This window comes from Paenibacillus cellulosilyticus (assembly GCF_003182255.1).
GTDB classification, from domain to species: Bacteria; Bacillota; Bacilli; order Paenibacillales; family Paenibacillaceae; genus Paenibacillus_T; species Paenibacillus_T cellulosilyticus.
On record NZ_QGTQ01000013.1, the window covers coordinates 1 to 20842 of the forward strand.

The 20842-nt window shown below is 53.4% G+C and carries 19 protein-coding genes; 7 read left to right on the forward strand and 12 right to left on the reverse strand.

Going from position 1 to position 20842, the window contains the following annotated elements; genetic code table 11:
* Positions 1-389: 389 nt before the first annotated feature.
* Both DFQ01_RS16635 and DFQ01_RS16640 read right to left on the reverse strand, forming a co-directional pair.
* Complete coding sequence (locus tag DFQ01_RS16635) at positions 390-1577, reverse strand: tyrosine-type recombinase/integrase (protein ID WP_245946753.1); 1188 nt, start codon at positions 1575-1577, stop codon at positions 390-392.
* A gap of 276 nt (positions 1578-1853) precedes the next feature.
* Positions 1854-2153 carry a hypothetical protein gene (locus tag DFQ01_RS16640; protein ID WP_110045028.1) on the reverse strand — a complete coding sequence of 100 codons (300 nt, stop codon included), beginning with the start codon at positions 2151-2153 and terminating at the stop codon, positions 1854-1856.
* A gap of 207 nt (positions 2154-2360) precedes the next feature.
* On the opposite strand from DFQ01_RS16640, the gene DFQ01_RS16645 reads away from it, so the two are divergent.
* From DFQ01_RS16645 to DFQ01_RS16655, 3 genes are all read left to right on the forward strand, one after another.
* Positions 2361-4211 carry a DEAD/DEAH box helicase gene (locus DFQ01_RS16645; protein WP_110045029.1) on the forward strand — a complete coding sequence of 617 codons (1851 nt, stop codon included), beginning with the start codon at positions 2361-2363 and terminating at the stop codon, positions 4209-4211.
* A 128-nt stretch (positions 4212-4339) separates the two neighbouring features.
* Positions 4340-5779, forward strand: a complete 1440-nt coding sequence (locus DFQ01_RS16650) for an RsmB/NOP family class I SAM-dependent RNA methyltransferase (protein ID WP_281272016.1) — start codon at positions 4340-4342, stop codon at positions 5777-5779.
* Positions 5780-6047: 268 nt separating this feature from the next.
* A complete protein-coding gene (locus tag DFQ01_RS16655) occupies positions 6048-6146 on the forward strand; it encodes a hypothetical protein (RefSeq protein ID WP_006036210.1) in 99 nt (32 codons plus the stop codon).
* 77 nt (positions 6147-6223) lie between these two features.
* Here DFQ01_RS16655 and DFQ01_RS16660 read toward each other — a convergent pair whose 3' ends face one another.
* From DFQ01_RS16660 to DFQ01_RS16680, 5 genes are all read right to left on the reverse strand, one after another.
* Positions 6224-7036: a Cof-type HAD-IIB family hydrolase gene (locus DFQ01_RS16660; protein ID WP_174812599.1), complete on the reverse strand. Its 813-nt coding sequence runs from the start codon at positions 7034-7036 to the stop codon at positions 6224-6226.
* A gap of 25 nt (positions 7037-7061) precedes the next feature.
* Positions 7062-7844 (reverse strand): pseudouridine synthase, encoded by a 783-nt coding sequence (locus DFQ01_RS16665; protein ID WP_110045030.1) that lies wholly within the window; start codon positions 7842-7844, stop codon positions 7062-7064.
* A 2-nt stretch (positions 7845-7846) separates the two neighbouring features.
* Entirely contained in the window at positions 7847-9577 is a 1731-nt protein-coding gene (locus DFQ01_RS16670; protein WP_110045031.1) for an RsmB/NOP family class I SAM-dependent RNA methyltransferase, read from the reverse strand.
* Positions 9578-10100: 523 nt separating this feature from the next.
* The gene (yjbM, locus tag DFQ01_RS16675) at positions 10101-10898 is read right to left on the reverse strand and encodes a GTP diphosphokinase (protein WP_110045032.1); all 798 of its coding nucleotides are present in this window, start codon (positions 10896-10898) and stop codon (positions 10101-10103) included.
* A gap of 20 nt (positions 10899-10918) precedes the next feature.
* The gene (locus DFQ01_RS16680) at positions 10919-12016 is read right to left on the reverse strand and encodes a quinone-dependent dihydroorotate dehydrogenase (RefSeq protein ID WP_110045158.1); all 1098 of its coding nucleotides are present in this window, start codon (positions 12014-12016) and stop codon (positions 10919-10921) included.
* 224 nt (positions 12017-12240) lie between these two features.
* Here DFQ01_RS16680 and DFQ01_RS31160 point away from each other — a divergent pair, with 224 nt between their 5' ends.
* A complete protein-coding gene (locus DFQ01_RS31160; RefSeq protein WP_174812598.1) occupies positions 12241-12378 on the forward strand; it encodes a hypothetical protein in 138 nt (45 codons plus the stop codon).
* Between the two features lie 11 nt (positions 12379-12389).
* Here DFQ01_RS31160 and DFQ01_RS16685 read toward each other — a convergent pair whose 3' ends face one another.
* Entirely contained in the window at positions 12390-13811 is a 1422-nt protein-coding gene (locus DFQ01_RS16685) for a L,D-transpeptidase (RefSeq protein WP_110045033.1), read from the reverse strand.
* Positions 13812-14102: 291 nt separating this feature from the next.
* Between DFQ01_RS16685 and DFQ01_RS16690 the strand changes: the two genes are divergently transcribed.
* Positions 14103-14855: a class I SAM-dependent methyltransferase gene (locus tag DFQ01_RS16690; protein ID WP_110045034.1), complete on the forward strand. Its 753-nt coding sequence runs from the start codon at positions 14103-14105 to the stop codon at positions 14853-14855.
* Here DFQ01_RS16690 and DFQ01_RS16695 read toward each other — a convergent pair.
* Positions 14839-15849 carry a quinone oxidoreductase family protein gene (locus DFQ01_RS16695; RefSeq protein ID WP_217490332.1) on the reverse strand — a complete coding sequence of 337 codons (1011 nt, stop codon included), beginning with the start codon at positions 15847-15849 and terminating at the stop codon, positions 14839-14841. The genes DFQ01_RS16690 and DFQ01_RS16695 overlap by 17 nt on opposite strands.
* Before the next feature lie 137 nt (positions 15850-15986).
* Between DFQ01_RS16695 and DFQ01_RS16700 the strand changes: the two genes are divergently transcribed.
* Entirely contained in the window at positions 15987-16436 is a 450-nt protein-coding gene (locus tag DFQ01_RS16700) for a MarR family winged helix-turn-helix transcriptional regulator (protein ID WP_245946754.1), read from the forward strand.
* Positions 16437-16525: 89 nt separating this feature from the next.
* On the opposite strand, the gene DFQ01_RS16705 is transcribed toward DFQ01_RS16700, so the two are convergent.
* Together DFQ01_RS16705 and DFQ01_RS16710 are read right to left on the reverse strand one after the other, a co-directional pair.
* Entirely contained in the window at positions 16526-16762 is a 237-nt protein-coding gene (locus tag DFQ01_RS16705) for a ferredoxin (RefSeq protein ID WP_110045035.1), read from the reverse strand.
* Positions 16763-16841: 79 nt separating this feature from the next.
* Positions 16842-18128 carry a DNA polymerase IV gene (locus tag DFQ01_RS16710; protein ID WP_110045036.1) on the reverse strand — a complete coding sequence of 429 codons (1287 nt, stop codon included), beginning with the start codon at positions 18126-18128 and terminating at the stop codon, positions 16842-16844.
* 291 nt (positions 18129-18419) lie between these two features.
* On the opposite strand from DFQ01_RS16710, the gene cimA reads away from it, so the two are divergent.
* Positions 18420-20030 carry a citramalate synthase gene (gene cimA, locus DFQ01_RS16715; RefSeq protein WP_110045037.1) on the forward strand — a complete coding sequence of 537 codons (1611 nt, stop codon included), beginning with the start codon at positions 18420-18422 and terminating at the stop codon, positions 20028-20030.
* A gap of 117 nt (positions 20031-20147) precedes the next feature.
* Here the strand turns inward: cimA and DFQ01_RS16720 are convergent, their stop codons facing one another.
* Positions 20148-20690, reverse strand: a complete 543-nt coding sequence (locus DFQ01_RS16720; protein ID WP_110045038.1) for a TlpA family protein disulfide reductase — start codon at positions 20688-20690, stop codon at positions 20148-20150.
* Between the last annotated feature and the right edge of the window lie 152 nt (positions 20691-20842).

Below are 20842 nucleotides of genomic sequence, written 5' to 3' on the forward strand. Positions count from 1 at the left end.
CGGTGTTATCGGACGGTCTCGCCTTCTTCGAGCTACATTCATACCGTTCTTCAATCGTCTTCGCTCTGCAATAATGCCCTTTGATCTTTAACTGCTCTTCGATCTTCAACAGTCCTTTGATCTTTAATCGCTCTTCGATCTCCAACATGTTCTTTGATCTTTAATCACTCTTCGATCTTTCCCTTATTATCTAGGTTTTCAAAACCATTGCGAGTCTGTCCGATAACGTCTTTGTCTCTGTAATTCATTGATATACTTTCATCGTTTGTATCTCTGAATGTCGTTAATACACATGAACCCGCGTCTCTCCGCGCCCCTCCTCCACGCACCTCCAACTACCTTCATACTATTTTACTATATAATTCCATACTGGAGAAATCATTATCTTATCAATCACGCCCTCGGCTTCTCTCTGTGTTATCCCCATCTAGTAACGTACTACCATCTTGATGAGCAGCTAAAGCACGGTCTAGCGGGCTTTGGATGCGGCGGACGTCGCGGACGGTGACGTGGGTGTAGATTTGGGTTGTTTTGGGGCTGGCGTGGCCGAGCAGCTCTTGGATGTAGCGCAGGTCGGTGCCTTCTTCTAGTAGATGGGTGGCAAAAGAATGCCTCAACGTATGCAAAGTTGCCGAGGATCTGAGACCCAACTGATCCCGTGTACGCTCGAACACGTGCTGCATCGTGCGCTCGGTCAGATGTTTGGTTGGTTCGGCTCCTGGGAAGAGCCAGTGGACCGGCTTTTCCCGCACCATGTAGACTTTAAGTATCTCGTAAGCAGCTCCCGATAGAACCGTGTAGCGATCCTTGGCTCCTTTGGACTGTCGAATCTTGATTACTTTGCGTACTGGATCGATGTCCTGCGGCTTCAGTCGCACTGCCTCCCCGATTCGAAGGCCTGCGGAGTAAACGAGCGACAACAAGGTCCTGTGCTTCAGATTAGTGACCGTCCCGATCAACCGGAGCACTTCATCAGTTGATAGTACGTTTGGCAGTTTGCGCTGACGACGGGGCCGCTCCCATTTGTTCGGAAAATCCTTTCTCCCCTCAACCTCGCACAGCCAGAAGCGCAGCGCACTTATCGCCTGATTCACGTAAGCATGTGCTCTGCCCGCATCCATCAGCTTCAGCGTATAAGCTTTGATATGCTCATTATGAATGTCTTCCTCTCCTCCGCCATAGTCATTCAGGAAACGCTCGATATGTCCACGATACGCTTTTCGCGTCCGCACGCCATATCCACGTCTTCGCATATGCTCGTCAACCTTTGTGATAATGCCTCGAATATCCCGCTCCACATCATTTTTCAACATCCCTATCTCCATAAGCATCGCAAGCTGAGGAGTTCTGAACAGCAGATCGGGTGCAACTTCGCAGACAACAGATTTCCGCTTGCACATTGTGATCAATGCCTCGCGACTCATCGCGCTTGTCGGTATTGACCAAGCCAGCAAGTCCGGATGCCATGCCCGCCCTGGCAGCCGACGAATTTCATCCAGCAATATCGATTTATGCGCATATTCAAAAGCTAACAAAATCCGCTCCGGCAGTTGCTCAGAACTGAAAACCTTCAACATATTGTGCACCTCTCATTCTCTTTTTTGTAATCTTCATCCTGTCAAAATGTAATCCCCCAACGGGGCAAGCAACTCACACGCTCCCGAGTCCGTCACTCCACCAAACTTCCGGGGTCCAGGGATAAAGGTTTCCGTAAGGAAACCACATCGGAAGCATAACCTTAAACCCATGGGGTCCTCCCTAGCAGGGAGGATTTAGATGGGTAGAACCCAACAAAAAAGAGACCTCTCCCAAGAGAAGTCTCCGATGCTTTCGGACATATCCGCTGTATCCACTTATAATCGAAACTTTTCCACCGTATCCTGTCTGCCCAACTGCTCCAGTATCACCCGCTGCCTTGGCCCGATCAGGTCAAAATGCGGGAACTGCTCCCGCCGATGAATGTACTTCGGATCGAGGCCGTGCGTGCGGCACCAGTCCGCTAGTCGATCCAGGTCGATACATCCAACCTTCGTAATCGTCCGATTGTCTGGAAAACGTTCATCGTACCAGTAATGGGTCAGCAGAGCGATTTCGCCGCGCAGCACACGCTTTTTCCACTCCTGCAGCTCCTGTCTGCTTACGCCGAATGCCATGCCGTAATCACCTTCATTTTATCTAGACTATTAATGAAGCCACTAATCCGTTGTCTATCTGTGTTGGGCAATAGTATAGCATAGGCATCTTCGAAAGCAAACCCGATCATCCAGACTAGGAAAGGTGCACCAAAACGCGGTTACTGGTATACTGGATAGGATTAAGACGGTTATTGACAACCGTAACAAAGAGGAGTTTTTACGACAATGGCAACTACGTTCGCAACACTTGGCGTCTCGCAAGAGCTGACGAGTGTTCTCACATCATATGGGATTACGGTGCCTACGCCGGTTCAGACGAAAGCAATCCCGCTCGCGCTCAAAGGCGTGGACGTGATCGTACAAGCGCAGACCGGTACGGGCAAAACATTTGCGTTCGCGCTTCCGCTGCTTTCCCGCATCGACACGAGCAAGAACCAAACGCAAGCACTTGTGCTCACGCCAACGCGTGAGCTGGCGCTGCAGATTACAGCAGAGATGGCGAAGCTCGCCCCTGCTGCAGGTGCAAGCGTCCTCGCTGCCTACGGCGGGCAGGACGTGGAATCCCAAATCCGCAAGCTGGCTAACCGCCAGCCGCATATTATTGTAGCAACGCCTGGACGTCTGCTCGATCACCTGCGCCGTGAGACGGTATCGCTAGGCAAAGTCCGCATGCTCGTCCTCGACGAAGCGGATCAAATGCTGCACATGGGCTTCCTTACGGATGTTGAATCGATCATCTCGCAGATGCCTAGACAGAATCGTCAGACGATGCTGTTCTCCGCGACGATACCAGACCAGATCCGCAGGCTTGGTTCTGAATATATGAACAACCCGGAGGATGTACGCATCACGCCGGAACGTGTAACGGTTGATACGATCAAGCAGATCGCGATTGAGACGACGGATCGCCGCAAGGAAGATACGCTCATCGAGCTGATCGGACGCTACCGTCCGTACCTCGCGGTCGTATTCTGCCGGACGAAGGTTCGTGCAAAGAAGCTGAACGAAGCGCTGCAAGAACGTGGCATCGAGAGTGATGAATTGCATGGTGACCTGTCGCAGGCGAAGCGCGAGCAGGTTATGAAACGGTTCCGCGATGCTCGCCTCCAAGTCCTCGTTGCGACAGACGTTGCTGCGCGCGGTCTCGACGTCGAGGGCGTCACGCACGTATTCAACTACGATCTGCCGATGGATGCGGAATCGTATGTTCACCGTATTGGCCGGACGGGCCGTGCCGGCAACAACGGCATGTCCGTTACGCTTATGACGTCACGCGATGCAGCAGCTGTAGCTCACATCGAGCGCGCGCTCAACACAAGAATTGAACGCCGTGACGATTCGGCTGTTGCACGCGGCGATCTGCCGATTCGCGTTAAGCCCGACAAGCAAGGCCGCCGAGCTCAGGAAGAACGAGAATCGGCAAGCCGCGGCGGTCAATCCGGCGGTCCACGCGGCAGAGGCAGAGCGAACGGTGCAGACCAACGCTCCGGCGGTGCTGGCGGTCGTGGCGGTGCTGGCGGTCGTGGCGGCGCAGCAGGACGCGGCGAATCCGCGCCAGGTCGCGGTGGTCGTGGCGAATCCGCTAATGGCCGCGGTCGCGGCGCAGCGAAAGCCGGCTCTTGGAGCGCAGTACCCGCTAGTGGACGCGGCGGCGCTTCGCGCTCCGGCGGCTCAGCAGCTGGCGGCAAGCGCGGCTTCGACGCCGAGGCTTGGAACGAACCATCACCGACACTGGGCCGTGGCGGCTCCGCTCCGCGCGGCGGCAATGCGCCTGCAGGACGCGGTGGCGGTTCATCCGCACCACGCAGTGGTTCATACGCAGGTGGCAGTGTTCTTTCGAATAAGCGCGGTGCTGATGCGAATGCGAATCCATGGGAATCCGCTCCAGCGAGCGGCCGTGGCGGAGCAGGCGCAGCAGGCGGCAGGCGCGGCAATTCAGAGGGACGCGGCGGCAATGCCGGCGGTCGTGGACGTTCCGACGCACCACGCGGTGGCGGCGGTGGCCGCGGTCGTTCTGAAGGCGGCGGTCGCAGCGGCGGCCGATCCAATAACGGAGGCGGACGGCGCGGACGGTAATCGCCGGCTCCTGCCTTTCGTATAGCAGAACGCCAAGGCCCGATCGCGGATGCCTTGGCTTCTTCTGCTTTTGACCCTTATTCCATCATAATCGAACTTGTTCCAATACATCGAAGGAGTGCGTTACGTTGTCCGATACATCCGAACTACAATCCAACATTACGCTGCCAGATACTTACGTCCATCAGATGCGGGAGCTGCTCGGCGAGAAGGAAGCTGACGAGTTTCTCACCAGCTTCCACGCGCCGCGCGCATACGGCCTGCGTCTGAATCCGTTGAAACTGAGCAGCAGCGCAGATCAACCAGCCATTCAACATCTACAACAACAGTTCACGCTTCGGCCGATCCCTTGGTGCGAGACCGGCTACTACTATGATGAAGCGACACGTCCCGGCAAGCATCCTTACCATGCCGCAGGCATCTATTATATCCAGGAGCCTTCCGCTATGTCGGCTGCTCAGGCACTCGATCCACAGCCAGGCGAGACGATCCTTGATCTTGCAGCAGCACCCGGCGGCAAAACCACACAAATCGCCGGCCGTATGCAAGGCGAAGGCCTCCTGATCACCAATGAGATTCATCCAGCCCGTGCCCGCATCCTTAGCGAAAATGTCGAGCGCTGCGGCATTCGTAATGCCGTCGTCACCTGCGCATCGCCGGATGTGTTAACCGCACGTTTCCCGCTATTTTTCGATCGCATCATGCTTGATGCACCTTGCTCTGGCGAGGGGATGTTCCGCAAGGATCCTGATGCCATCGGCGAGTGGTCGCCGGATCATGTGCAAATGTGCGCGGATCGCCAGGCCGACATTCTCGAGCACGCGGCGATGATGCTGAAGCCCGGCGGGCGTCTCGTTTATTCAACCTGTACGTTCAATCGCTCGGAAAATGAAGACGCAATGGCAGCCTTCATCGCCGCACATCCCGAGTTCAGGTTAGAAATATCGGAACGGCTGTGGCCGCATCAATGCGAAGGCGAGGGGCATTTTGTAGCCGTGCTGACGAAGGATGCATCAATGGGTTACACCACCTTCGTCCCGATTGATCAAGCACGAAGCAGGGACAATCGAAACGCGCCACAGCGCAGCAAAGGCAAAACCAAACCCGGCAACAGCAGCTCGCTTGCTGTCGACATGGAATTGTTCAATGCATTCGCCGAAGAAGCATTGCCCGGCTTCAAGCTTGGTCCTGGTGAACCCGTTCGTTTCGGCGATGCGCTCTACTGGCTGCCTCACGACAAGGAAGGCCGATTCAACGCGTCTCTCATTGAAGGGCTAAAGGTCGTGCGGCCCGGCCTCCAGCTCGGTGAGCTCAAGACTAAGCGGATCGAGCCCGCTCATGCCCTTGCGCTCGCCGTTCGGGCTGAAGAGGCAGCTCGTATCGCCAGCTTCGAAGCGGATTCGCCTGAGACGGCAGCTTACCTTCGCGGCGAAGCCTTAACCGACATGAGCGGCAATCTTTCTGGCTGGACGATCGTCGCAACAGACAACTTCCCACTCGGCTGGGCCAAGGCAAGCGGCGGTCAGCTCAAGAACCATTTGCCTAAGGGCCTTCGCCGCCTGACATAATCATTGACGCATGTCCTAACCAACTGCCACAGCATCGGATAGCCGTCTCCGATGCTGCCGTCATGCACGGATGAACGTCCTTCATGTATCTGGCGCTTCGACTAGGTTCATCCCTTAGGTTTATGCCCAATCTTGCGGGATACAGGGCAAATGTCCAAACGTTACGGGCTGATCGACATATGATACTGTATACCGAGCAACGAGGAAGACGAAACAACAGACAAAGCAGCCTCGGGTGCCGGAATTTCGAGTCAGGGAGGAATATCGCATGTCCGGTGTATACGGCGGTGGAGGTTTCACGACGGCAGGTGTCATCCTGGTTCTGTTCATTCTGCTGGTAATTGTTACTCGCGGAATCTTGTACTAATCACCTGAGCATTGCGACACCAATACAGAAAACGCCAAGCAGCTTAGCTGCTTGGCGTTTTTTCCGTTCTAATCACCCTATACGTTTAACACGAACTTGTTCAGCGCGTGCATCACGCCGTCCTCTGCATTCGAGAGCGTCTGCTCGTCGGCTGCTTCCTTCACCTCTTCAGGCGAATTATCCATCGCAACGCCCAATCCTGCGAAATGCAGCATGCCGATGTCATTATAGTAGTTGCCGATCGCCATGACGCGCTCGCGCGGAATGTTTTGCTGCTTCGCATACTGCTCCAGCGCACTGCCTTTGTTAGCCGCAGGATGCTGAATATCGATGAAGTATTCCCCGCTCCGGATAATTTGCAGCTCCGTATCCCAATTGCGCCATTCGGCCTCGACCTTATCGAGCGTCTTGGGATCCGCGAATACCGTCATTTTGACCAGACCCGTTGGGATCTGATCCTTCGCAATGACGATTGGCACGATGCCGTACTTCGCATACATGTCGAGTCCCTCTTGATCAATCTGGTTGAACAGATACAGATCGAACGCCGTATTCAGGTCAAAATGGATTCCCTGCTCCCAGCAGTAGTTCATATAGCGAGTAGCCTGCTCCACTGTGAATTCATACTGATGGACAATGCGCTTGTCGTCGGCATCAATCGTAGCTGCGCCATTATGCGTAATAACGATCCCTTGCAGGCCAAGCTTGTCCATAATTTGAAAAGCACCGCCAGGACCTCGGCCCGTACATACCATAATCTCAGCACCGCGCAGGCCAGCCGCGCGTACCGCCTCGCGAGTGCCTTCCGTCAGCTCATGATCGTCCGTTAACAGCGTACCGTCTACATCCAATGCAATCAACTCGAATGGCAGCACTTCTCTTGTCACCATATTTCTCACTCTCCGCTCTTTGTTATTATGGTCGGTCACTATTCTTATGCGATCGCAGCAGCTCGACCTCTTCCTCGGTCAGCTCTCGATACGTACCAATAGGAAGCGTTTCGTCCAACACAAGCGGCCCCATCGATACCCGTTTCAAATAAACAACCTGCTTGCCAACCGCTTGGAACATCCGCTTGATCTGATGAAATTTGCCTTCATGGATCGTAATTGTAATCCAGCACTCATACATCTCGCCATGCAACTCGGCCGAGTCGACAACAAGCTGAGCGGGCAGCGTCACATAGCCGTCATCCAGCTCAACGCCCTCCTCGAACAACTTCTTATCATTGAGGCTCACCGGCTGGCTGCCATGAATCTTCGCGATATAAGTTTTGGGTACATGCTTTTTCGGCGACAACAGATCATGCGCGAGTTGACCATCATTCGTCAGCACCAGCAGTCCTTCTGTATCTTTATCCAATCGCCCTACAGGAAAAGGCGCCAGCACCCGATCATCCGGCTCCAGCAAGTCGATCACCGTCTCATCGCGCGTATCTTCCGTTGCCGAGACGACGCCCGGCGGCTTGTGCATCATGATATAGATAACGTCACGGTACACAACCGTTTCACCTGCATAAGCAACCTGCTGCTCGTTGGGCTGAATTTGCATGCCGCTGTCCTTGACGATTTTACCATCGACCGTGACGAGTCCCTGCTTCACTGCCCGCTTGATCTCGCTGCGCGTACCATAGCCCATATTCGACAGCAGCTTGTCCAGCCGAAGCCTTGCCCCTGCCGCTTTATCCTTTTTCGCCATCGTTACACCCATCTCCAACCCGCCGGCAGCTCGTTCTTGAGCATGCCTGACGCATATTTGCCCCATCCGATCGGATAGCCGTCGACACAGATTAACGTATACCCTTTAAGCGGTGTGTCATCACCGGTAATGGTCAGCTCCTCAGGCGCCAGATGAAGGGTTTCCCCTTTCAAAAATCGCACGATCGCCGCATCATCTGCTCCCGCACTCCATGACCGCTTGATCTCGCTTCGACGTAAGCCAAGGGCCAACGCCTGCGATGGCTCGAAGCGATGCGGCCCCGCATCGCCTAAGTACCAGCCTGCTCGAACTACTCGCAGCCCGTCCAGCAATGGCAGCCCTTCCGGCTGCCAATAAACGCGCGAGCCGAATGCGACGAGCCTGCCTGCCCATTCGTCCGCGCCGATCAAATGCTCTTCCGCGAAGCTGCGCCATGCTTCTGCTGAATCCACCACAGTTGCAGCCACACCACCGGCTTTACCGCCTTTCGCGGCGTGTTTGCCAGGCGCGCCTTTACCACTGCCGCCTCCGCGCGGCGAGCGATCGCCGCGTCCGCTGCGTCCTTCATCGCGGCGTTCAAGCCGATCGCGTTTCCCACGGCTCGCGGACTGCTCGCTAGCAGCGAGTGTCTCGCTACGACGGCTAACCGCGGCTGCCTCAGCCGCAGCATCCATATCGGCTTGTCCATCTATTGTACGCGGCTTCCGCCGTACAACGGCAACAAAGTGCCCTTCGCCGTCAAGCAAATGCGGCCACAAACGTGCCATGCCTGACTCCGCGACTCGATCTCCTGCATCAGTGCCTGCTTGACCAACATGCTTCTCCCCACTAGCATCCGCTTCTGTCTGAGCCGGTTGATCGTCTTGACTGTTGCCCTCTGGTGCATCACCCTCGGAACCAACTTCGCCAGCTTGTCCCCAATCCAGGCGACCCTCGACGAAGCCCGGCGCAAGCTGAATCGTCACCCGCTCCAGCTCAGGCTCGCCAGCGAGAAGCGCCGCAATTTGCACCTCGTTCTCCGCCGGAGAGAACGTGCAGGTCGAATAGACCAGAATGCCGCCCGGCGCCAGCATCTTCGCTGCATGACGTACAATATCTCGCTGCATGCCTGCGCATCGCTCGACCGAATGCCGCTCCCATGCGGCAATCATGGACTCGTCCTTACGGAACATGCCTTCGCCGGAGCATGGCGCATCGACGAGAATCCGATCGAACCAGCCTGCGAACACTGGCGCGAGCGACGAAGGCTCCTCATTCAACACGACAGCGTTGCGAACACCGGCGAGCTCTACATTTTTAGCCAAAGCTTTCGTTCGCTCTCCAGCGTTGTCATTCGTAACGAGTACGCCGCTGCCCTGCAGCTTCGCCGCAATTTGCGTCGATTTGCCGCCAGGCGCCGCGCACAGATCGAGCACGCGATGACCGGGCTGCACATCAAGGAGCTCAACAGGCGCCATCGCGCTTGGTTCTTGTATATAGTAGAGGCCCGCATGATAATACGGATGCTTGCCTGGTCGATCGTCGCCATCATAATAGCTGCCCGTCTCGCACCATGGGATCGGACGAAGCTGGAATGGCGACAGTTCCCGCCACTGCTTCGGATCAATCTTCAAGCTGTTGGAACGCAAGCCGTATAATCTTGGCGCATCGTAAGATGCCATAAAAGCATCGAATTGCTCGCCGAGCAGCGTTCTCATTCCTTCGACGAACGCTTCCGGCAACTGTTGTTTCATTGATTGTCCTCCTGAACAAATAGGGGGGCGCTGCCCCTATGACCCCGCTTATTTAAATAATATTCTTAAAGAGCTCTACCCACCTAGGGATTCTAACCACCTAAATCCTCAGGAGCTCTACCCACCTAAATCCTCAGGAGTTCTACCCACCTAAATCCTCCCTGCTAGGGAGGACCCCAGGGGACTCCCGTCCCCTGGACCCCGGAAGGAGAAACGTGGGATGAACAGAGGCGCGGATTCGTTACTGCGTGCTCGGAATCGCGTGCCCCGTTGGGGCAAGCTTACTTTTGTGCGGGATAGAATACTTTACAGTATCCTAACTGCCCGCCATTCATCGAACGTAGTGGATAGAGCACATAAATGTATTTTAACCATCCTCCAGCAGCTAGAAGAGTCGAATAGAGTACTTTTATGTATCCTAACTGCCTGCCATCTCCCGAATTCACTTCCATAATAGGCCTTTCACAAATGAAAAACCGGGCTCACCGCAAGGCCGGCCCGGTCTTCATGTGAATGGTGAAGGCTAATTGCCGCGCTTAGCTCGTACAATTGCCTGTTCAATATCGTCTGACAGCTGCTTCAAGCCGAATACATCCTCGTGCTCCCACAGCTCGTTGAACTTAAGCTGGAACTGCGCCGCTTCGCGGAAGCGGTTATAGAAGTACAGATGCTGAATGCCAGTCAGCACGCGCGATACAACGTTGGAGTTCTCCTCGAAATCGCGCTGTGCATCGATAATTTCCTGCCGGATGCTCGACATCTCCGTATCGAGCAGCGATGCGGCTTCCGCCGCTTTCTTCAGCCGCTCCTTGACCTCGTCCGGCAAGCTTTCCTTATATTTATAGTTCAGCGAATGCTCGATCGTCGCCCAGAAATTCATCGCGAGCGTCCGAATCTGAATCTCAGCCAGCACCTTCTTGAGACCGAGCGCCGTCTGAACCGGATACTCGATAATCATATGGTAGCTGCGATATCCGCTGTCCTTATAATTCGTTATATAGTCTTTCTCGTATACGAGCGCTAGATCGTGCCTCGAACGAATGAGTGACGCCACGCGATGAATATCATCGACGAATTGGCACATAATGCGGATGCCCGCAATATCTTCAATTCCTTGTTCCAGCTGATCGGGCGCAACGTTCAGCCTCTTCGCTTTCTCCAAGACACTTGATATTTTCTTAACCCTGCCGGTTACGAACTCGATCGGAGCGTATGCCTCACGCATCTTCAACTCGGCACGCATCGTCTTGAATTTGACTTTTAGCTCCTCTACCGTCTGTTCATAAGGTTGTAGAAATAATGTCCAGTTCCTTCCGTCCATCCGGCCGCCTCCTGATTCGATTAGTGGTGATTGGAGCCTACCGCTTCTTGGATCGATCGGAATCCGTCACGCTTCAGCCGTTCCTTCAATCCATCGGTCAGCTCGCGGAACAAATCCGGCCCTTTATAAATGAGAGCTGTATAAACCTCGACCAGACTCGCACCTGCGCAAATTTTATCGTATGCGTCATCAGCCGTAAAGATGCCTCCGGAGCCAATAATAGGCAGCTTGCCGCCCGTCTGGCGATAGACAGCCGATATGACTTCTGTCGAACGAGCACAGAGAAGCTTGCCGCTCATGCCGCCAGCTTCTTTCGCATTCGGATGCGTCAGTCCTTCGCGGGACAACGTCGTATTCGTCGCGATAATGCCAGACACGCCGCTAGAAGCAATCGTATCGACCGTATATTCGAGCTGCTCGTCTGTCATATCTGGCGCAATCTTCACCAGAATCGGCTTCACGGCTGCTTTACGCTTCGCCGCCTGCTTGCCCATCTCTTCGTTTACTGTGGACAGCAGGAGCTTCAGTTCATCGCCATGCTGCAAGGCGCGCAAATCCGGTGTATTCGGCGAGCTGATGTTGACGACGAAGAAATCGCCTTGATCGTACAACGTCTGAATGCAGCTCCGATAGTCCTCATGCGCAAGCTCGTTTGGCGTTACTTTGTTCTTGCCGATGTTAACCGCGAGCGGCACTTTGCGGCTGCGACGGCGCGACAGCTTGTCCGCCATTGCTTCGGCCCCTTTATTGTTGAAGCCCATTCGGTTGATCAGCGCCTCGTCAGATGGCAGACGGAACAACCGCGGCAGATCATTACCTGCCTGCCCCTTCGGCGTTACCGTACCTACCTCCATGAATGCAAGGCCGGTGTTTGAGAAGCCATCCGTCGCTTCGCCGTTCTTATCTAGACCGGCCGCCAAGCCGACAGGATGGTCAAAATGCAAGCCGAACAAATCAACCGCCAGCTCCGGTGAAGGTTTGACGCCGTACATCGCATTCAGAATCGACGTTGCGCCAGGTATACGTCCTGCGGCCGCCAAACTGTCGATTGTCAAATGATGCGCACGTTCAGCATCCAGCCGGAACATAAACGGCTTGAATATTTTGGAATACAGCACTGATGTGTTCACTCCGTTCTTTCCTCTATGTATGTCTCAATCCTCTACTCTTCAGTTTATCTGTTTCTAAACGAAAAGAAAAGGGCTGCAGCGTCAGATTGCAGCCCTTCAGTCATATGGAACAACACCATCGACAAGCCCAAGTATTGCAGCTATGGAAGTAAACGATTACAATAATAGCATTGGTAGATCATTACTTTGTTTCGATAGAAAGGGTGAAGTGCATGAGCGCACCGAAACGTAAAGCACCGGCGATGAAGGCCAAGCAACCTGAGTCCGTTAACAAAAAAATGTTAGTGTGGTGGGTTGCAATCTTTGGCGTAATTCTTATCGCCATGATTTTGCTGCTTATTTTCACCTAATTGAAATTCCATCAATTTAACCATGCATACGTACGACGGGGGTTTGTCTCGTCCTGCTTTGGCTCCAGGCGGAAACGTTCCGCCGGTACTGATACAGTGGCGGACAAGCCCCCTTGCTGTATCGTCACCTTCGTGCCCAATGGCACGAGATCGTACAGCTCCTCGAGATCCTCTTGGCTCATTCGGATACAGCCAAGCGAATCATCTACGCCAATGCTTTGCGGTTCATCCGTTCCATGGATCGCATACTTCGTATCCGACAGCGTCATTCCCCGGCTGCCATAAGGTCCGTCATCCCGGCCATTCGGGTTTTTCACCTTCTCGCTAATTAGGAACGATCCTTCCGGCGTCCGATCGCCTCCAAGCCCTACCTTGTAAGAACGGATTATAATATCGCCGCTAATAACGGCAAGTCGATGCGTCTTTTTGTCGACACGAATTTGAAGCGGTTCGTACATCCACGCTGCAGCGGCCTCTTGCGTCGCATCATCCTTTTGTCCCGCTCCCGCTTTCCCGTTTCCGACAGAGGCAGCCATCTGTGCGTCCTTCTCCTCTTTCGTACCCACAGCTCCCGACTCAACACTTTGCCCTTTACTCTTATCCTTCAGATCCGACAGCAGCGATTCGAACATCGCCTGCATTAGCGGTGTATCTCCAGCAATGTAGTTGTTCGGATAAGACTGGGCTAGATCGTCAACCGATGTCGGCCATTGACCTGTCCGGGTATAGTAATATCGAATCCCGCTTGCCAGCGTCCACCGCTGCTCCTGCTCTTGCGCCCACTGTCCATATGCGGCATACGACTTCGAAGCGTCAGCTGGCGAGCAGCTGCACAACCGCGACTCATACCAGCTGAGCTGCATGACACCACCTTGCGACTGCTGTTCAACGGCAAACAGCAGCTCTGTTGTGCCATTCCAGTTACGCCATTCTCCATCCTGCTGCAGTCGTGCCGCAATACCGAGCGCTGCACGGTCGTCTCCAACCATTAAACGCTGCATCGCTGTGCCAATCTCATCGGCAGTCGTTGCCTCGACGAGTTCTACACCAACTGCATTCCCCGAATACGGACCTGCCGCAGGCGCAGCTACATTATTAGTCTTCGATCGACTGAATGAGAATACGGCGATTAGCAGAAGTATCGCAGCCAGCACATATATGCCACGCCAACGAATTCGACGCAGCCGTTCTTTGCGCAGCCATTCCATCGCATGCTCCGCTTGGGCGCGCACCTGCTCCTGCGCCTCGGACAGTGGATCCGGCTTTTGCTCATAGGCTTCGTAAATATCACCTGCCTGGATGAAACAATAGTTAGCTTTCGCCGCTCTGCCCTGCTGCTCATATTGCTTGCCAAGCAAATACCAAGCCATTCGATTGTCAGGGTGCAGCTTCACATACTCCTTCAAATGCTCGGAATTCCGAATTGGCTCCATCTCTATCTCATCCCCCTCCGATCGCGTCACCTTTCCTCACTCTATATATCGGTCAGAAGGGCCGTTTCGTTGAACTTGTTTCGATACTTGAACGATCGGTGTTACTACCTATATAATAGGTACATTCTTCTGCATGGGGTGAAAGGGATATGTTCCAGAGCGTTCGAGGTAGCTAGTAGTCGGGCTGGGCACAACGCGTACCAGCTAACAAGGGGTTTTTCTGCCCTTTTGACCTGACTTCTTACCGCAAACCCTTCAATCTGGAACGAATCTCATGAGAGGATGAATGATATGAATCCAACGGAATACAAGCAATTCTATGAACAAGTAGGAAGACTGAACGGCTGGAATTTCAGCCATGTGAAATGCACAACGACGGGCGTACAGTGGAATTTTTACGAAGAGGTTGCTTCGCGATGCCGTCCATCTGACATTTTACTCGATATCGGAACTGGCGGCGGGGAAGCGCTGTTGTCGATCGCGGATGCAGCACTGCTGCTCATCGGCATTGATAATGCTTCCGGCATGCTGGAGACGGCAAACTTGAATATAACACGATCAGGAAAATCCAACGTGCGCATCCTGCCGATGGACGCTGACCAGCTGTTGAACTTTCCTGATTCGTTCTTCAACATCGTTTCGAACCGCCATTGCGGCTTCTTTGCTTCTGAAGTTTCGCGAGTATTGGCAGCCGGTGGCTTCTTCTTAACACAGCAGGTCAGTGAAGGCGACAAAATGAACCTAAAGCAGGCCTTCTCTCGTGGACAAGCCTTCGGCATTCCTGATGGCACCTTATTGAAGCAGTACCAGTCGGAGCTTCGCGAAGCAGGCTTTCGCTCAGTGCAATCATTCGAATACGATGCTGCGGAATACTACCACAGCGCCGAAGACTTGCTCTTCTTGCTCAAGCATACGCCGATCATTCCGAATTTCGGTCATGACGTGCATGATTTTGCCGTACTCGAGCAGTTCATCGCAGATAATCGGACGGAGCATGGAATAAGAACGAATGCCAAACGCTTCATGATCATCGCGACCAAATAAACTTTACGTTTGCGCCCGAATCCAGTCCAGGAACGAATACGATTCGTTGTTCTGCGGATGAAGGCGCACTCCATACTTCTTCTGCCTTCGACAACGGGCAGGTGACTGCATGCACTTGAAGCTTGCCATCCAGTATCGCTTCGATCAACGCTGGGAACTCAGCCAGATAACCCGCTGCCGTGACCGAGCCCTGCCCGCTGCCGAGCAGCTGGAAATTAGCAGAACGCAATGCGGCGGAAGGGATTGCAGCAGAAGCCCCTGCAACGGAGCCGATTTGAATCCAAGTTAATGACCGGCTGCGGTCCGATCGTTTCATCAGCATTGGAACCATCGCGAGCTCAGCCGGTTTTCCCCATAGATAGTCAATAACGACATCGACCTCTGCAGCCGCTTCACCTAATCGCGCAGCTGCTTCCCCAATATCGCCTGCCAGCGATACTAGAACATCAGCCCCTCGTGCACGTAACGATTCCAGCCGCTCCTGATCACGCCCAGCAGCAATAACCTCACTTGCTCCCATCAGCTTCGCAATCTGAACTGCCATTTGCCCCGAACTACCAGTTGCACCTAACACAAGCACCTTCTGCCCCTGTTCAAAATGAATGCGTCGTCGCAACGCCACCCAGGCGGACATCGCAGGGTTCATCGTTGCAGCGATACGAACAGCGTCTGCTCCTTCCGGCAGCGGCACGCTTCGGCGGAGGTCAATAACCGTCTTCTCTGCCATCGTCCCAAATGATGTGTCCGGAGCTACGAAATAGACCATTTTACCATCTGCCAGTCGACCGACGCCGTCGATGCCCGGAATTAACGGCAGTCCGCTGCTATCTTTGCTTGTATAATGCGAGCCATCAGCCTGTGCCCGTACATAATGGTGCAAGCCTGCGGCGAGCACTTCAACGACCGCTTCATGCGGCCCTTGCGGCTGCGGCTCCTCAACTTTCTCATATACCGGACCTTTATCGTATGAACGGACAACTACTGCATGCATCATCAGTCAAACCTCCATTGGAGCAACATCGCTCATTTAGTTTGTCACACAAACAATAATAGTTTGTGACGCGTACTAAGTCAATATGTTATATTCTGTGTTACAATAAGTGGATAACAATCTGTATGGAGTGATTGACCGTGACGAATCCCTTTACACCATCGCCGCATGAGCTTCCTCTTGTCGACAGCATGGTACAGTTCTCCTTCCTCATTCATAACGCTCTGAACAAAATCGGAGCCCAGCACGATCTATCGATCATTCAGATCAGGCTGCTTGGCATTCTTCGAGATCGTGAACCAAGCATGCAGCAGCTCGCTCAGCATCTGGGCTTGGACAAGTCGAGTATTACCGGACTCATCGATCGAGCCCAGCGTCGAGGTCTTGTTGAACGTGTCGCATCCCCTACCGACAAACGCGGCTTCAACGTTCGGTTGACGAGCGACGGCATGCGGCTGATTGAAGAAGGAGAGGCCATGATCGAGCAGCAACTAACGGATATGGCGGCCGTTCTAACCGAAGATCAGCGCAAGCAATTTGCCTCGCTTGCGACTGCGATGATATATGCCGCGCAGCCCTATTTGCGTTGAAGCATCCGCTCTTCGCAGTGAGACCGTCGGACATAATAAATAAGCCTTGCCCACGTAAATGGGCAAGGCTTATTGTTATCTCATATAAATTAAGCGTTGAATGGCACGTCTGCGATCTTGATGGAATCCGTCGGGCAGCCGTCAGCTGCATCTTGCAGATCGTCGTACAGATCTTCCGGAATTTCTTGGTTACCGGTGTTTCCGTCGCCATTATAGATCGTTTCAGCAAGACCTTCGTCGTCGTAATCATAAATGTCAGGAGCCGTTGCCCCGCAAGCGCCGCATGCGATGCAAGTATCTTTCTCGACCCACGTAAATTTGCCCATTTTGAACCCTCCTAAATTGATGCATTGACAAGCAGATATCTTATACAGATTAGAACGAATTCGCCATAATCCATGACTCTTACTCCTCACTATATAACATATGCTCGTCTGTTTGCAAGGATGTCCCCCTAATTCGTTTATTTCGAATTAAGGCTGACGGATCGTCGCCCAACATGCCCGCGGTAAGCACTGCAGCCTCTCCGAATTTGTCCCGAAGCGCGTCCATCACACGCGTCAGCGCCTCCTTCTTCGGCTGCTCCTCATAGCTGAACAGATCGAGCTGTACCGCCGTTTCTTCACGTGGCGACAGCTGTGCAAGCGTAATGCCAAGCAGCCGGACCGGCTCACCCTCCCGCCAATTCGCATCGAACAGCTTACACGCTTCCTTATAAAATAAATCCGCTGTCTCGCTCGGTACCTCGAGCGTCGCCGACCGCTGAATGGTCGACATATCTGGCCGCCGAATCGTCACCTGTACCGTCTTGGCCATCAGCTTCTGACGTCTAAGCCTTCGGCCCGTCTGATCCGCCAGGTTCAAGAGCACGCGGTGCGCATCCTCCCGCTTGATCACGTCCGCAGCCAGCGTCGTCGCATGGCCAATCGACTTATTCCGTTCTCGGCCTTCCTTCACCGGAGAATGGTCATGTCCATGTGCCGCTTCTTTCATCCAGTGGCCATAAACGCCGAAGTGACGAACGAGCAATGACTCCTCTGCTGCCGCCAGCTCGCCGATCGTCATAATGTTCAGCTTGCGAAGCTTCTCCGCTGACTTGCGCCCGACGCCAAACAACGTATCGCACGGCTTATTCCATAGCACCTCCGGCACATCCCGCAGCCGAAGCACGGTAAGACCGTTGGGTTTGTGCATATCAGAGGCCATCTTCGCCAGCAGCTTATTCGGCGCAACGCCAATTGAACATGGAAGCGACCATTCATTCCAGATCCGCTGCTGTATAGTACGCGCGATTTCGAGCGGTGTGCCGAATTGCTTCGATCCCGTAATATCGAGGTAACATTCATCGATTGATGTTGCCTCTACCTGCGGCGTATACTGCATCGCAATGTTCATGAAGCCACGCGAATATTTGCGATACATATCGAAGTCCGGCCGGATGAGGATAAGCTCCGGGCACAACCGCGTCGCCTGCCGAACCGTCATTCCCGTTCGAACGCCTTTGCGCCTTGCTGCATACGAGCAGGTAACGACTATGCCTTTGCGCAGTTCGACACTGCCAGCGACGGCAGTTGGCTTGTCCCGATACAGATGCGGTTCCTCCGCCTCATGCACAGAGCAGTAGAACGCATTCATGTCGAGATGCAGAATGACTCTGCCTTTCGTCGGGTAAAATCGATCTGTCTGCTCCATGCCTAACACCTCTTCGCACACGTTATTGTTACCCAAATAATAAGACGTTTCGACTCTCTTCCAGCATACAATCTTATGCCATATGGATCAATGCGAGGAGCTGAGCAAAAAAATAGCGCTTTCCTCTCTACTTTCGAACGTACAAGTGTTATAATAGGAAATTATGTTGACGAATCAATTCCCTAAAGCACGAGTGTTATAATGAGGGAAAGCACGAATGGTTTAAAATTATGACTTGCCGAACATTGTAGAAACAACGTAAACGGTTAATGAAGGAGGAGCGTCCTGACTATGACAAATGCCATCTCGATCTTTGACACGACGCTGCGTGACGGCACACAAGGTGAAGGGATCAGCTTGTCTGCGGAAGACAAAATCAAAATCGCCCTGAAACTCGACGCATTGGGCGTTCATTATATTGAAGGCGGCAATCCAGGCAGCAACGGGAAGGACATCGAGTTCTTCCAGCGTGCCAAATCCCTTGGACTGCGCGCCAAGCTGACTGCTTTCGGCAGCACACGTCGGAAGAACAGCCTTGCCGAGCAGGATTCAAGCCTCGTGCGCATTATTGAATCCGGTGTTCCTGCAGCGACGTTGGTCGGCAAATCGTGGGATTTCCACGTACATACCGCCCTGCAGACGACACTCGAAGAGAATCTTGCGATGATTTACGATTCGATTGGATTCTTGAAGCGTAACGGACTTGAAGCCATGTTCGACGCCGAGCATTTCTTCGATGGTTTCAAGAACAACCCCGAATACGCGCTGTCCGTATTGAAGAATGCTCATAACGCCGGCGCAGACTGGCTCGTTCTATGCGATACGAACGGCGGTACACTGCCAGGCGAGATCCATGACATCGTTACGCGCGTACGTCAAGAGATCAACGCACCGATCGGTATCCACACACACAATGACTGTGAGCTGGCAGTAGCCAACTCATTGGCAGCCGTACAAGCAGGTGCGCGTCAAGTTCAAGGTACGATTAATGGATATGGCGAGCGCTGCGGTAACGCGAACCTGTGCTCGATCATTCCGACGCTGCAGTTGAAAATGAACTACAACTGCGTAACGGATCAGCAGCTTCAGTCCCTTACAGGTACAGCTCGTTATGTAAGCGAAATTGCGAACGTGAATATGCCAGTGGGACAAGCCTACGTCGGCAACGCTGCGTTCGCGCATAAAGGCGGCATTCACGTCTCTGCGATCATGAAGGATTCGAAGACGTACGAGCACATCGCCCCTGAGCTCGTTGGCAACAAGCAGCGTATTCTCGTGTCCGAGCTTGCTGGCCAGAGCAACATTTTGTCCAAAGCACAAGAGCTTGGTCTTGATGTCAATGCGAACACGGAGAAGACGAAGGACATCATGAACCACATCAAAGACCTTGAGCATCAAGGCTACCAATTCGAAGGCGCTGACGCATCGCTTGAGCTGCTGCTCCGTGAAGCGTATGGCGAGACGACAGAACTGTTCAAAGTCGAGTCTTTCAAAATGCTCGTCGATAAAACGAATGGTCATATGGTATCCGAAGCAATCGTTAAGATTTCGGTCGATGGTCAAACGGTTTACACCGCTGCAGAAGGCAACGGCCCAGTAAACGCACTTGATAACGCACTCCGCAAAGCGCTTGTACAATTTTATCCAGAGATCGAGAACTTCCACCTATCGGACTACAAGGTTCGGGTTATCGATGAGAAGGATGCAACGGCTGCGAAAGTACGTGTACTCGTCGAGTCCTCCGACTTCAGCAGTACATGGAGCACGGTCGGCGTTTCAAGCAACGTCATTGAAGCAAGCTGGGAAGCACTCGTGGACAGCATTCGTTATGCGCTGCTCGGCATGTCGAAAATCGAGGTCATCAACGAATCGAAGGAACGCCTCGGGCTTGTGAATCACTAATCAACATACGACAAACCTCCAATCCCATCGCGGGTTGGAGGTTTTTTGATAACTGCTATTCGGCAGCAAAAAAACTGCAGCAACTGTTTGATCAACAGCTGCTGCAGCTTCAACAGGTTACGTATTCGCATACTCCTTCACAATGCGCGCCACATCTTCTTCCGTCATGACGCCCTCGATCCGTTCAACGATTGTACCATTCTTGTCCACGACAAATGTAGTCGGGTACGATTTAACCTTATATTCATCCGTTGCATCACCTTCGCGATCCATCAGAATCGGGAACGTCAGCTTCTGCTCGTCTACAAAATTACGTGCATCCCGCTCTCGGTCGTACTTTGTCGAGTTCACACCGCGGAAAGCGATTTGATCGCCATATTTCTCAAATGCGCTTTGAAGATCCGGCGCTTCCAGCTCACAAGGACCACACCAAGCCGCCCAAAAGTTGATGAGCTGAATCTGATCGCTTTTCCCGCCAACGGTAACCGTCTCATCCTGCAAGTTCGGCAGATCGATGACCGGCGCTGGATAACCCGCTTTCGGCTTCGAGGCTGAAGCAGCGGCCGTATCGGATTTGCTGTTCGTATATTGGACAATGGCAACGACAACTAACGCCGCAGCACATAGAAATACAAGTATTAATCTTCGTTTACGATCCATCTTGTGTACCTTCCTTCTCCTATGATGCCATTGTCTAACATGTTACCATGCCCCTGTCATTCGCTCAAGCCAATGCCGACGCAAGCCGGGCGGTCCATAACCGAAGTTCAAGAATATGCCACAAACTTAGGTACTTACACTTGCCAACGACC